A 13,760-nucleotide genomic window follows, 5' to 3' on the forward strand; every position below is an offset into this window, starting at 1 on the left:
GCCTACGTCGAACAAGACCTCCACGAGATCTACGAGGGCGAAGTCCGCTACGCCCGCGACGCCTTCGAAGGCCTGCGCCTCATGGACGCCCTCATGGGAGTCAAACGCGGAGTCCCGGGAGCGAGCCTGCCCCCGCTCAAACAGCGCCGGGTCCGGCAGCAGCCCGCCGCCGGAGCCCTGCTGGTCGAGGAGCGTCCCGAGGACGAGGGATCGGTCCGCTCGGACGTCCGCAGCGACAACCCGGTCCCGACTCCGCCGTTCTGGGGCACCAGGGTGGTCAAGGGCATCCCGCTCAAGGACTACGCGTCCTGGCTGGACGAGGGCGCCCTGTTCAAGGGGCAGTGGGGGCTGAAGCAGGCCCGCGGCGGACCCTCGTACGAGGAGCTCGTGGAATCCGAGGGCCGGCCCCGGCTGCGCGGGCTGCTCGACCGCCTCCAGACGGAGAACCTGCTCGAGGCGGCCGTGGTCTACGGGTACTTCCCCTGCGTCTCCAAGGGCGACGACCTGATCGTCCTCGACGAAGCGGGGTCCGAGCGGACCCGCTTCACCTTCCCGCGCCAGCGCCGCGGCCGACGGCTCTGCCTGGCCGACTTCTTCCGCCCCGAGGAATCGGGGGAGACCGACGTCGTCGGCCTCCAGGTCGTCACCGTCGGCTCGAAGATCGGCGAGGAGACCGCCCGCCTCTTCGCGGCCGACGCGTACCGGGAGTACATGGAGCTGCACGGCCTGTCCGTGCAGCTGGCCGAGGCCATGGCCGAGTACTGGCACGCCCGCGTCCGCGCCGAGCTGGGCTTCGGCGGCGAGGACCCGGCCACGGTCGAGGACATGTTCGACCTCAAGTACCGCGGCGCCCGCTTCTCCCTCGGCTACGGCGCCTGCCCCGACCTGGAGGACCGCGCCAAGATCGCCGACCTCCTCCAGCCCGAGCGGATCGGCGTCCACCTCTCCGAGGAGTTCCAGCTCCACCCGGAGCAGTCCACCGACGCCATCGTCATCCACCACCCCGAAGCCAAGTACTTCAACGCACGCTGACGAGCGCACCCGTACGTCCGGAAGGAACCTCCATGTCAGGTACGCAGCTCGCCGCCGAGCGCGGCCGACGCCGCCCGGCCCTGCTTCCCGCCGACGGCGAGCGCTCGTTCTCCTTCGAGTTCTTCCCCGCGAAGGACGAGGCCGGAGAGCGCCGCCTGTGGCACGCGATCCGCCGGGTCGAGGCGGTCGCCCCGACCTTCGTCTCCGTCACCTACGGGGCCGGCGGATCCTCCCGCACCAGGACCATCGCGACCACCCACAAGATCGCCACCCAGACGACCCTGCGCGCCGTCGCGCATCTGACGGCGGTCGGGCACTCGGTGGCGGAACTGCGCCAGATCATGGGCCAGTACGCCGACGCCGGGATCCACGACGTCCTCGCCCTGCGCGGGGATCCGCCCGGCGACCCGAACGGCCCCTGGACCCCGCACCCGCAGGGGCTCGACCACGCCCATGAGCTCGTGTCCCTGGTCAAGGAGGTGGGCAGGTTCGGCGTGGGCGTCGCCGCCTTCCCCGAACGACACCCGCGCTCGGCCGACTGGGAGGAAGACATCCGCCACTTCGTGGCCAAGTGCCGGGCCGGTGCCGACTACGCCATCACGCAGATGTTCTTCCAGGTCGAGGACTACCTGCGGCTGCGCGACCGGGTCGCGGCGGCCGGCTGCGACATCCCGATCATCCCGGAGATCATGCCCGCCACCGACGTCCGCCAGATCCGCCGGTTCGCCGAGCTGAGCAACGCCTCCTTCCCGGACGCCCTGGCACTGCGTCTGGAAGCCGCCCGCGACGACCGCGCCGAAGGACACCGCATCGGTGTCGAGCACGCGACCGACATGGCCGAGCGGCTCCTCGCCGAGGGCGCTCCCGGCCTGCACTACATCACCCTCAACCGTTCCACGGCCGCCCTGGAGATCCACCAGAACCTGGGACCGGCCCGGGCCCGACTGTCGGCCCGCGCAGCGGTCGCCTGACCCTGACCATCACCCCGCACGGAGGAATTCGAATGACCAGCACGCAGGTGGCCGACTTCAAGGTCGCCGACCTCTCCCTCGCCGCCTTCGGCCGCAAGGAGATCACCCTGGCCGAGCACGAGATGCCCGGCCTGATGTCGCTGCGCGAGGAGTACGCCGCCACACAGCCGCTGGCCGGCGCCCGGATCACCGGTTCGCTCCACATGACCGTGCAGACGGCCGTCCTGATCGAGACGCTCGTCGCCCTGGGCGCGGACGTCCGCTGGGCCTCCTGCAACATCTTCTCCACCCAGGACCACGCGGCCGCCGCCGTCGCGGTCGGCCCGGACGGTACTCCCGAGGACCCGCGGGGCGTCCCCGTCTTCGCCTGGAAGGGCGAGACGCTGGAGGAGTACTGGTGGTGCACCGAGCAGGTGCTGACCTGGCCGGGGCAGCTGGGCCCGAACATGATCCTGGACGACGGCGGCGACGCCACGCTCCTGCTCCACATGGGCGTCGAGTTCGAGAAGGCCGGCGAGGTCCCCGACCCCTCGACCGCCGAGAACGACGAGTTCGCGCTCATCCTCGAACTGCTCGGGCGCACGCTCAAGGCCAACCCGTCGAAGTGGACCGACACGGCCGGTGAGATCCGCGGCGTGACGGAGGAGACCACCACCGGCGTCCACCGCCTGTACGAACTCGCCGCGAACGGGCGCCTGTTGTTCCCCGCGATCAATGTGAACGACTCCGTCACGAAGTCGAAGTTCGACAACAAGTACGGCTGCCGCCACTCGCTGATCGACGGCATCAACCGCGCCACCGACGTCCTGATCGGCGGCAAGGTAGCGGTCGTCTGCGGTTACGGCGACGTCGGCAAGGGCTCCGCGGAGTCGCTGCGCGGCCAGGGCGCGCGCGTGATCGTCACCGAGATCGACCCGATCTGCGCGCTGCAGGCCGCGATGGACGGCTACCAGGTCGCCACCCTCGACGACGTGGTCGAGATCGCGGACATCTTCATCACGACCACGGGCAACAAGGACATCATCATGGCCTCGGACATGGCCAAGATGAAGCACCAGGCGATCGTGGGCAACATCGGCCACTTCGACAACGAGATCGACATGGCGGGCCTCGCCAAGATCGAGGGCATCGTCAAGGACGAGGTCAAGCCGCAGGTCCACACCTGGACGTTCCCCGACGGCAAGGTGGTCATCGTGCTCTCCGAGGGCCGTCTGATGAACCTCGGCAACGCCACCGGCCACCCGTCCTTCGTGATGTCGAACTCCTTCGCGAACCAGACGATCGCCCAGGTCGAACTGTTCACCAAGCCCGAGGAGTACCCGGTCGGCGTCCACGTCCTGCCCAAGCACCTCGACGAGAAGGTGGCCCGCCTGCACCTCGACGCCCTCGGCGTGAAGCTGACGGCCCTGCGCCCCGAGCAGGCCGCGTACATCGGCGTCAACGCCGAAGGCCCGTACAAGCCGGACCACTACCGCTACTGACGTACGGCGGGCCCCGAGCCCCGGCACGCGACGACGACGGCCGCGGCAGCTCCCGGCAGGGGGCTGCCGCGGCCGTGCTCCCGCACCCGCCGCACCCGCCGTACCCCGAGCCCATCCCCAGCCGTGCCTTTAGCGGGCACGGAGACGATCCTGAGGCGGCGGCCCACGGGCCGCGACGACCTTGCGGACAGGAGGACCAGCCATGACCACCCCCGGAAACCCGCCGCCGGTGGCAGGAGAGCTGCGCGGCTGGCTGACCGAACGCCTTGCGCTGCTCCTCGGCCGGCCCGCCACCGGCCTCGACCCCCGTACCCCCCTCGCCGCCTACGGCATGGACTCCGTCGGCGCCCTGAGCCTGTGCGGAGACCTGGAGGACGAGCGGGGCCTGATCGTCTCCTCGACCCTGGTCCACGACCACCCGACGATCGACGAACTGGTCGCGCACCTGTCCGCGCCGGCGGCGCCCGCCGACCGCTGACCGGCCCCGCGGCCCCTGGTCCGCGCGCTCTCCGGGACTTCCGTACGGAAAATCCCCCGCCCGGCACCGCCGGACGGGGGATTCTTCGTGCCGCGGGCGGCTCGGATTCAGCCGGCCAGCTCCCGCGCGCGGACCCGGGCCCGCTTCTCCGCTTCGAGGACGTCGGACAGGGTGAGCCCGGCGGCGCTCGGAGCGTGGTCCAGCTGCTCGTCCACCACCTGCTGCACGGTGCTCACGATGCCCGTGAAGGGCAGCCGGCCGGCGAGGAAGGCACCCACGCACTCCTCGTTGGCGGCGTTGAAGACGGCGGGAGCCACACCGCCCGCGCGGCCCGCGTGCTGCGCGAGCCCGACGGCGGGGAAGGCCTCGTGGTCCAGCGGGAAGAAGGTCCAGGCCGTCGCCGCGGTCCAGTCGCAGCCGGGGGCGGCGTCCGGCACCCGGTCCGGCCAGCCCAGCCCCAGGGCGATGGGGATCCGCATGTCCGGCGGGCTGACCTGCGCCAGCGTCGAACCGTCCGTGAACTCGACCATGGAGTGCACCACCGACTGGGGATGGACCACCACGTCGATCCGGTCGAAGGGGATGTCGAAGAGCAGATGGGCCTCGATGACCTCGAGGCCCTTGTTCATCAGCGTCGCCGAGTTCACCGACACCATCGGGCCCATGTCCCACGTCGGGTGGGCGAGCGCCTGCTGCGGGGTCACGTTCTCCAGATCGGCCCGGACGCGGCCGCGGAACGGCCCGCCGCTCGCGGTCAGGACCAGGCGGCGGACGTCCGTGTCGCGGCCGCCGGTCAGGCACTGGTACAGCGCCGAGTGCTCGGAGTCGACGGGCACGATCTGCCCCGGCCGGGCCAGCCGCTTCACCAGGGGACCACCCGCGACCAGGGACTCCTTGTTGGCCAGCGCGAGCACGGTCCCGGCTTCGAGCGCGGCCAGCGTGGGGGCCAGGCCGATGGACCCGGTGATGCCGTTGAGCACCACGTCGCACTCCATGGCCGCCAGCTCGGTGGCCGCGTCGGGCCCGCCCAGCAGCTTCGGCAGCGCGCGGCCCGCGGCCCCGGCCGAGAGCAGCCCGCGCAGGGCGGGCAGGGCGTCGGCGTCCGACACCGCCACGTACTCCACGCCGAGCGAGAGGGCCTGCTCGGCGAGCAGGTCCGGGCGGCCGCCGCCCGCTGCGAGGCCGAGCACGCGGAACCGGCCGGGCGAGCGGCGGATCACGTCGACGGCCTGCGTACCGATCGAGCCGGTCGAGCCGAGGATGACCACGCTGCGGGGGCCGGAGGCGACCGGCTGGGCCACGCGCGGATCGGCGAGCGGTGCGGTCAGGGGAGCGGTCCGGGGTGCGGTCAGTGGCGCGGGCTCAGACATGGGCCGCGGCCAGGGGGAGGGCGGCCACGTACGGGTGATCGGCCGGCAGCGGGTCCGCGTTGCTCGCGCCGCCCGGGGAACCGACGGTCTCGAAGATCTCGATGTTCGCGGGGCCGAACGCGGTCCACTCCTGCGGCACGTCGTCCTCGAAGAAGATCGCCTCGACGGGGCAGACCGGCTCGCAGGCCCCGCAGTCGACGCATTCGTCGGGCTGGATGTACAGCATGCGCGGGCCCTCGTAGATGCAGTCCACAGGGCATTCGTCGATGCAGGCCTTGTCCTTCACGTCGACGCAAGGCTGAGCGATGACGTACGTCACGGGTGGCTCCTCGGGGTGGCGGAAACGGTCCAGGTGTCGTTGCCGGCGCGAGCTGTCCAGCTCGCCCCGTATTCGAACCAGCGGGGCTTGTGACGGGCTAAAGGCGTTCTCGGCCCGCCCTCCCGCTCCCGGCCCGCCTTCAGAGCCCCTTAAGGCCCGCTGACTAGCTTCCGGAGCCTCATGGCGGGACTCCTTTCGTCCCCCGTGTACACCGGGCATCAAGGACATGGGGGGAAAATGTCAAACGATCTCGGGACGTCTCCGCTGTCCGCCGAACTGGTGGGCAGGGAACTCGATCTGATGGGAATCCAAGGAAGACTCCAAGACCCGGCGATCCGGCTCGCCACGCTCACCGGCCCCGCCGGCACGGGCAAGAGCAGACTGGCCGCCGAGGCGGCCCGCGCTCTCGCGGGGGAGTTCCCCGGCGGCATCCGCTCCGTGGACCTGCCCGCCTGCGCGTCGCCGGACGCCGCCCTCGAGGCCGTCGCCGGAGCCGTCGCCGCAGGTGCTGCCGCGGCCGCGGTCGCCCCGGCCCAGGCCCGTTCCGGCGACGGCACGGCCCCCGGGCGGTTCCTGCTGATCCTCGACGGGACCGAGCACCTGACCGGCCGGCTCGCACCCGCCGTCGCCCAACACCTCTCCGCACACGCCTCGTTGACCGTACTGGCCACCGGGCAGCAGGCGCTGCGCATCTACGGGGAGCGCGTGGTCCCCGTGGCGCCCCTGCCGCCGCCCGGGCCGCTCCTGGAGCCCGAAGTCGCCGACGTCCAGGACAACCCGGCCGTCCAGCTCTTCACCCGGCGCGCCCACGAGGTGAACCCCGAGTTCACGCTCACCGCCGAGAACGTCGAAGCCGTCGTGGCCATCTGCAACCTGCTCGAAGGCGTCCCGCTGGTACTGGAGCTGGCCGCCTGGCGGCTGCGGCTGTTCCCCCTGCGGGAACTGCACGCCTGGCTCGTCCGCGGCGGCGACAGCCATCTGTCCGGGCCCGTCGACGCGCCCGCCCGCCAGCGCTCCGTCCTGGCCATGGCCGAGTGGAGCTGCCGGGGCCTGAGCGACCAGCAGCGCACCCTGCTCGGGTACCTCTCCGTCTTCGAACGGGGCGCCACCCTCGCCACCGCCGAGAAGGTCACCCCGCTGGCGCCCGGCGAGACCGCCGAGGCCATCGAGGCGCTCCTCGACCGCAACCTGCTCTCCATGACCGAACACCCGCGCGCCGAGAGCCGGTTGACGATGTCGCGCACCATCCGCACCTACGGGCTCGCGCTCCTCGCCGAATCCGGCGAAGAGCGGTCCGCGCGGCAGGCCCACGCCCGCCACTACCGGGGGCTCCTGCACACCCTCGACGGCCGGTTCAGCGGGTCCGAGCAGGTCCGCTGGCTGCGGACCGCCGCCGCCGAGCACGAGAACGTCCTGGCCGCCCTCGCCCACCTCCAGGAGGAGGGCGACCTGCGGGGCCGGGCGGCGCTCGTCGCCGCCAGCCTGCGCCCCTGGCTGGTGCGGGGGGAACTCAAGGAGGGGCTGCGCTGGTTCGACACCACCGCCCAGGCCCTCCAGGAGGAACAGAACGCGCAGGGCGCCCCGGCGGGCGCCACCGGTCACCACGCCGGAGCGGACGGTCCTTTGGACGAGGAGCTGCTGCGGATGCGCGCCCGCCTCCACGACGGGGCCGGCTGCCTCGCCGCCGCACTCGGCGACCACGACGGCGCCTCGCACCGCCACCGCCGCGCCGTCGCCCTCTACAAGCAGCTGCGCGACCCCCGCCAGGGCGCGCGCGCCTCCGCCCGCATGGGCCTGGCCTACTACCACTGCGGGGACCGGGCCGTGGGCCAGTCCCTGCTGTCCGCGGCCCGCGCCGGCCTGGAGGCGCAGGGCGACACCGCCGGCTCGGCCGAGGCCGCCACCGGCCTCGCCGAAGCCCTCGCCGCCGGACCCGCCGAGGAGGTGCGCGCGCTCCTCGACCGGGCCGTACGCATCCACCGGCAGAGCGGGGAGGTCCGCGACCTGGCCCGCACCCTGCTCGCCGTCGCCCGGTCCGCGCTTCGCGAGGGCGACGAGGACGCCGCGCAGAGCGCGCTGCGCGAAAGCCTGCGGCTCTTCGACTCCATCGACGAGCGCACCGAACTGCCCGCGGCGCTGGAGGAGTTCGCCCTGCTCATCCAGAGCTCGGCCGGACAGCCCCAGCGGGCCACCCGGCTCTTCGCCGCCGCGGAAGCGCTGCGCCGGCGTACCGGCGCCAAGGTCCCCGACGACCACTGGAACCGGGTGCAGGAGGCCGTCACCGGGCTGCGCCGCCAGCTCGGATGGACCGTCTTCGCCACCGCCTGGGTCGAAGGCCTGCGGCTGCGCCCGCGGTCCATGGCCGGCGAGGCGCTGGCCGCCGTGGGACCCGGCCGCGCGGAGGACCGCGGCGAGGCCGCCGTCCTGACCCCCCGGCAGCTCCAGGTGGCCCTGCTGGTCGCCGAGGGGCTCACCAACCGGCAGATCGCCGGCCGGCTGGGCATCGCCGAGTGGACCGTCGTCAACCACGTCCGGCACGTCATGCGCAAGCTGGGCTGCAACTCGCGCGTACAGGTGGCCTGGGCCGTCGGCAGGAGGAACTGATGGCCGCACCGCGGCAGCCCGGAGCCCGCACCGTGCCGCGGGACACCGCCGACGGCGGCGTCCCGCTCGCCGACCTGCTGGCCGCCGTACGCCCCCCGGCCGCACTCGCCGAGGCGTTCGTCCGCGAGGGCCGCTGGCGCCGTGCCACCGTCCTGCACGACCTGTACCGGGCGGGCGCCGCCCACCCGCACCGCACGGCGATCACCGCGCACCGCGCGCACCGGCCCGCCGGGACCCGGATCGCCCGGATCTCCTACGGACAGCTCGTCGCGCTCGTCGACCGGTTCGCGCACGCGCTGGCCGCCCTCGGCATCCGGCCCGGCGACCCCGTCGCCTTCCAGCTGCCCAACTGGTGGGAGAGCTGCGCCCTGTTCCTGGCCTGCCTGCGGACCGGCGCCGTGGCGGTGCCGGTGATGCCCGGCTACGGCACACAGGACCTTGAAGCCGTACTGACGGCCGCCCAGCCCCGGCTGTGCGTGGTGCCCGACCTGTGGGAGGGCGCCTCGCCCGCCGAGACCCTCGCCGACCTGGCGTCCTCGCTGCCCTGGCTGCGCCACCGCATCGTGCTCGGCGACGCCGCGAGCACCGGCGCCCTCGACTTCACCCGGCACTTCGTCCGCACCCCCCACGAGCGCTACCACCGCACCGGCCGGCTGCCGATGCCCGCCGACCTCGCCGACCGGATCTGCCTGAACGTCAACTCCGTGGGTCTGCGCGAGACGCACACCATGGACATGCACACCCCCAACTCCCTGCACGCCGGGCTGGAGGGCCCCGGCGCCCCGCACCCCGGCGAGGCGAGCTTCTCGGCGCTGCCGCTCGCGGTGCTGCCCTCCCTGCTCCACTCGGTGCTCGGCCCCCTCTCGCACGGCGGCACCGCCGTGCTGCAGGACGTGTGGGACCCGGACACCGCCCTGGACCTGCTGGCCCGCACCGGGGCCGGACTGGCCTTCGCCACCCCCGCCCAGTGGTCGGAACTGCTGGCCGCGCAGGCGGAGAAGCCCCGGGACCTGAGCACCCTGCGCAGGGCGCTGTCCTGCGACGCGGCCGGCACCTCCGACGCCCTGGTCCGGGAGATGCGCGAGAGCTGGCGGGTGCCGCTGACGGCGGGCGGGGAGAGGATTCCCGGGCAGGACCTGGAGCAGGCGCCGCCCGGGCCCGCGACCCGGCTGGCCCGGTGGCAGCGCGGGGCCGGCGGGCTCAGGCTGACCTGGGAGCACACCGGCGGGGCCGAAGCCGGTACCACCGGCGGGGCCGAAGCCGGTACCACCGGCGGGGCCGCGACCACCGGCGCCCCGGCTCCCGAAGAGGTCGGCGGGGTCTTCCTGATGCCCGTGAACGAGATCGAGGAGCGGCTGCCGGCCCACCCCCGGATCGCGGAGGCCGCCGTACTCGCCTACGTGGACCCCCTGCACGGGGAGCTGGCCTGCGCGGTGGTGGTACCGGACGGGGATCCGCCGAGCCTCCCGGAGGTCTGCGAGCACCTGCTGGGCCTGGGCACCGCCGAGGCCCATCTGCCCGCCCGGCTGGAACTGGTGGGCGCCCTGCCCCGCGCCGGGTCCGGCGCACTGGACCGCCGCCGCCTGCGCGCGATGCTCACCCGCCGCGCGGCCCTGGCCGCGGGCCCGTCCCCGGACTGACCTCCCAGCGACCCGCCCGCCTGCCCGGCGCGCCACGGCGTACAGCGGCCCCGCCCTTCGACGTGAAGGGCGGGGCCGCTGCCTGGTGGTGCGCGCGGGGACGGGGCGGGGTGGCCCCGGCACACCGGGGGACGGCCGCCGGGCCGCGGCGCCGCGCCGCGGGGGCCTGCCGTCACAGCACCTTCACGCTGGGCGCGTCGCCGGCCCGGGAGGACCGCTCCTCGGCCGGCATGGCCTCGACCAGCTTGAGCGCCTCCTCGATGAGGGTCTCCACGATCTTCGCCTCGGGGACGGTCTTGATGACCTCGCCCTTCACGAAGATCTGGCCCTTGCCGTTGCCGGAGGCGACGCCGAGGTCGGCCTCGCGGGCCTCACCCGGACCGTTGACGACGCAGCCCATGACGGCGACCCGCAGCGGGGCGTCCAGGCCTTCCAGTCCGGCCGTGACCTGGTCCGCCAGCTTCCAGACGTCCACCTGGGCGCGTCCGCAGCCGGGGCAGGAGACGATCTCGAGGCCGCGCTTCTTCAGGTTCAGGGCCTCGAGGATCTGCAGCCCGACCTTGATCTCCTCCACCGGGGGAGTGGAGAGCGAGACCCGGATCGTGTCGCCGATGCCCTCGCCGAGCAGCGCGCCGAAGGCGACCGCCGACTTGATGGTGCCCTGGAAGGCCGGGCCCGCCTCGGTGACGCCGAGGTGCAGCGGGTAGTCGCACTGGGCGGCCAGCTGCCGGTAGGCCTCGATCATGACGACCGGGTCGTTGTGCTTGACGGAGATCTTGATGTCCTGGAAGCCGTGCTCCTCGAACAGCGAGCACTCCCACAGGGCCGACTCGACCAGCGCCTCGGGGGTGGCCTTGCCGTACTTCTTGAGCAGCCGCTTGTCGAGGGAGCCGGCGTTGACGCCGATCCGGATGGGGACGCCGGCGCCCGAGGCGGCCCGGGCGATCTCCTTGACCTTGTCGTCGAACTGGATGATGTTGCCTGGGTTGACGCGGACCGCCGCGCAGCCGGCGTCGATCGCGGCGAACACGTACTTCGGCTGGAAGTGGATGTCGGCGATCACGGGGATCTTCGACTTGCGGGCGATCTCCGGCAGGGCCTCGGCGTCGTCCTGCGAGGGCACGGCCACGCGCACCATCTGGCAGCCGGCGGTGGTGAGCTGGGCGATCTGCTGGAGCGTGGCGTTCACGTCCGAGGTGAGCGTCGTCGTCATGGACTGGACCGAGACGGGGGCGCCACCGCCCACGGCGACGTTGCCGACCATGATCTGGCGGGTGTGGCGGCGCGGGGCGACGGACTTGGGCGGCAGGGTGGGCGAACCGAGCAGGACGGTCATGGGGGTGGATCCCTTCGGGAGACTTCGGACGAGTGGGTACGGACGGGTGGGGTGCGGCCGGATACGGCCGTGTACTGCGGAGATTCAGGACCGCGGAGCTCGAGAACCGCTGTGCCCGCGAGTGAGCCGCGGCGTCAGGCAGCCGCGCGCGCCGGTCAGACCAGCTGCGCGGCCGGCCGCGCGGCGGCGGGCTCCTGCCGCTGCAGGGCCCCGGAGAGCTTGAGGGCGATGTCGCCCGGCGTCAGGCCGAGCGCCTTGAGGATGTCGGCGCGCTTGGCGTGGTCGAGGAACTCCTGCGCGATGCCGAACTCGCGGGTGGGGGTGTCCACGCCCGCGGCGCGCAGGGCCATCGCCACCGCCGAACCGGCGCCGCCGGTCAGCCCGTTGTCCTCGACGGTCGCCACCAGGCGGTGCCGCGCCGCCAGCGGGATCAGGGCCGGGTCGACCGGCTTGATCCAGCGGGGGTCGACCACGGTGCAGCCGATGCCGTCCGCCTCCAGGAGGGAGGCCGCGTCCAGGCAGGTCTGCGCCATGCTGCCGACGGCGACGAGGAGGACGTCCTCGCTCTCACCGCGGTGCAGGACGTCCAGGCCGCCCACCGTGTCGACGGCGTCGATGTCGCTCTGCACCGGGCCCTTGGGGAAGCGCACCGCGGTCGGCCCGTCGCTGACCTCGATGGCCTCCTGGAACAGCTCGCCGAGGCGGCGGCCGTCGCGGGGGGCGGCGATCCGCATGCCCGGCACCACGTTCAGGATCGACAGGTCCCACATCCCGTTGTGGCTGGCGCCGTCGTCGCCCGTCACCCCGGCCCGGTCCAGGACGAAGGTCACCGGCTGCTTGTGCAGGGCGACGTCCATCAGCGCCTGGTCGAAGGCGCGGTTCAGGAAGGTGGCGTACATGGCCACCACCGGGTGCATGCCGCCCATGGCCAGGCCGGCCGCCGAGGTCACCGCGTGCTGCTCGGCGATGCCGACGTCGAAGGTGCGCTCCGGGAACGCCAGCGAGAAGCCCCGCAGCCCCGTCGGCTCCAGCATCGCCGCCGTGATCGCCACCAGGTCCTCGCGGCGGTGGCCCGCCTTGACGATCTCCTCGCTGAACACCGAGGTCCAGCTGCGCGGGGCCGGGGTCGCCGGGGCCTTCGCACGGCCGGTGGGGATGTCGAAGGCGGCCGTGGCGTGGAACCGGTCGAGCTCGTGGTTCTCCGCCGGGGCGTATCCGTTGCCCTTGGTGGTGATGACGTGGACGAGGACGGGGCCGCCGAAGTGACGGGCCCGCGTCAGGGCCTTCTCCAGCGCCACCGTGTCGTGGCCGTCGACCGGGCCTATGTACTTCAGGCCGAGCCCGTCGAAGAGGTTCTGCGGGGCGACGGTGTCCTTGAGGCCCTTCTTCGCACCGTGCAGGACGTCGTAGAGCCCGCTGCCGAGGACGGGGGCCTTGGCGACCAGCTTGCCCCACTCCAGCACCCGGCCGTACTTGTGCGAGGTGCGCAGCTTCGTCAGCTGCTCGGCCAGGCCGCCGATGGTCGGCGCGTAGGAGCGGCCGTTGTCGTTGACGACGATGACGACCGGAAGGTCCTTGTCGGCCGCGATGTTGTTGATGGCCTCCCAGCACATGCCGCCGGTCATGGCGCCGTCACCGATGACCGCGACCGCGAAGCGGTCCTTCTGCCCCTTCAGCTTGTACGCCTTGGCCAGGCCGTCCGCGTAGGACAGGGCGGTCGTGGCGTGGGAGTTCTCCACCAGGTCGTGCACGGACTCGGTCCGCGAGGGGTAGCCCGAGAGGCCGCCGGCCTGGCGCAGCTCGTCGAACTGGTCCGCGCGGCCCGTCAGCATCTTGTGGACGTAGGTCTGGTGGCCGGTGTCCCAGACGATCGAGTCGTGCGGGGAGCGGAACACCCGGTGCAGGGCGATCGTCAGCTCGACGACACCGAGGTTGGGGCCGAGGTGGCCGCCGGTCTTGGAGACCTTCTCCACCAGCGTCTCGCGGATCTCGGCCGCGAGCTGGTTCAGCTGCTCGTGGTCCATCGAGCGCAGGTCCTGCGGGGTGCGCACGGCCCGCAGCAGCCGGCCCACGCCCTCGGCGCGGTCCCGGTGGCCCTCGGCCGGCACGAAGCGGATCTCCGTGGAGGGCTCCAGGCCGATCTCCGGGCCGGTCTTCGGCGTGTCGGTGGAGATCAGGACGTTGTAGTGGTTGGGGAAGTGGCAGGCGTCGTAGCCGAGGACGGTGCCGACGCGCTGGTCACCGGACCAGACCTCGTCGCCACGGTCGAGGACGCCGCCGTTGGTGAGCTCGACGAAGCCGAGGAAGGCCACCCGGTCGACGGTGCCGCCGGGCTGGGTGGTGGCCTGGTCCGTGGTCACCAGCTCGTGGATCTCACCTTCCCGCACGCATCGGCTGGTGTACGGCTCCAGGACCATGCCGCGGTCGTCACGGCGGTGCTTGAGCACCTTGACGACGACGCCGTTGACGCTCTTCTTCCGACCGTTCTCCGGGTGTGCCATGACAGTTCAACTCCCTGGGTGCTGTGCT

At 72.9% G+C, this 13,760-nt stretch carries 10 protein-coding genes; 6 read left to right on the forward strand and 4 right to left on the reverse strand.

All coding sequences use genetic code 11. The features are described from left to right. The 4 genes from ACFWBY_RS24905 to ACFWBY_RS24920 all read left to right on the forward strand — a co-directional run. Positions 1–1,032 (forward strand): vitamin B12 dependent-methionine synthase activation domain-containing protein (locus ACFWBY_RS24905; RefSeq protein ID WP_385345208.1); only part of this gene is annotated, 1,032 nt, incomplete at its 5' end. A gap of 32 nt (positions 1,033–1,064) precedes the next feature. After that, complete coding sequence (metF, locus tag ACFWBY_RS24910) at positions 1,065–2,003, forward strand: methylenetetrahydrofolate reductase [NAD(P)H] (RefSeq protein WP_385345210.1); 939 nt, start codon at positions 1,065–1,067, stop codon at positions 2,001–2,003. A gap of 32 nt (positions 2,004–2,035) precedes the next feature. Beyond that, the gene (ahcY, locus tag ACFWBY_RS24915; protein ID WP_385409703.1) at positions 2,036–3,484 is read left to right on the forward strand and encodes an adenosylhomocysteinase; all 1,449 of its coding nucleotides are present in this window, start codon (positions 2,036–2,038) and stop codon (positions 3,482–3,484) included. A 202-nt stretch (positions 3,485–3,686) separates the two neighbouring features. Beyond that, a complete protein-coding gene (locus ACFWBY_RS24920; protein WP_385340465.1) occupies positions 3,687–3,962 on the forward strand; it encodes an acyl carrier protein in 276 nt (91 codons plus the stop codon). Positions 3,963–4,069: 107 nt separating this feature from the next. On the opposite strand, the gene dxr is transcribed toward ACFWBY_RS24920, so the two are convergent. Together dxr and fdxA are read right to left on the reverse strand one after the other, a co-directional pair. Further along, positions 4,070–5,332: a 1-deoxy-D-xylulose-5-phosphate reductoisomerase gene (dxr, locus tag ACFWBY_RS24925; protein WP_385340464.1), complete on the reverse strand. Its 1,263-nt coding sequence runs from the start codon at positions 5,330–5,332 to the stop codon at positions 4,070–4,072. Further along, the gene (gene fdxA, locus ACFWBY_RS24930) at positions 5,325–5,651 is read right to left on the reverse strand and encodes a ferredoxin (RefSeq protein WP_385340462.1); all 327 of its coding nucleotides are present in this window, start codon (positions 5,649–5,651) and stop codon (positions 5,325–5,327) included. The genes dxr and fdxA overlap by 8 nt, the downstream gene beginning before the upstream one ends. 237 nt (positions 5,652–5,888) lie before the next feature. Between fdxA and ACFWBY_RS24935 the strand changes: the two genes are divergently transcribed. After that, entirely contained in the window at positions 5,889–8,255 is a 2,367-nt protein-coding gene (locus ACFWBY_RS24935; protein WP_385340460.1) for an ATP-binding protein, read from the forward strand. Further along, complete coding sequence (locus ACFWBY_RS24940; RefSeq protein WP_385340458.1) at positions 8,255–9,895, forward strand: AMP-binding protein; 1,641 nt, start codon at positions 8,255–8,257, stop codon at positions 9,893–9,895. Before ACFWBY_RS24935 ends, ACFWBY_RS24940 begins: the two co-directional genes overlap by 1 nt. A gap of 172 nt (positions 9,896–10,067) precedes the next feature. Here ACFWBY_RS24940 and ispG read toward each other — a convergent pair whose 3' ends face one another. Together ispG and dxs are read right to left on the reverse strand one after the other, a co-directional pair. After that, the gene (ispG, locus tag ACFWBY_RS24945) at positions 10,068–11,231 is read right to left on the reverse strand and encodes a flavodoxin-dependent (E)-4-hydroxy-3-methylbut-2-enyl-diphosphate synthase (RefSeq protein ID WP_214947343.1); all 1,164 of its coding nucleotides are present in this window, start codon (positions 11,229–11,231) and stop codon (positions 10,068–10,070) included. Between the two features lie 155 nt (positions 11,232–11,386). Continuing rightward, entirely contained in the window at positions 11,387–13,732 is a 2,346-nt protein-coding gene (gene dxs, locus ACFWBY_RS24950; protein WP_385340456.1) for a 1-deoxy-D-xylulose-5-phosphate synthase, read from the reverse strand. Between the last annotated feature and the right edge of the window lie 28 nt (positions 13,733–13,760).

Origin of the sequence: Streptomyces sp. NPDC060049 (genome assembly GCF_042736715.1) — a bacterium.
Lineage (GTDB): Bacteria > Actinomycetota > Actinomycetes > Streptomycetales > Streptomycetaceae > Streptomyces.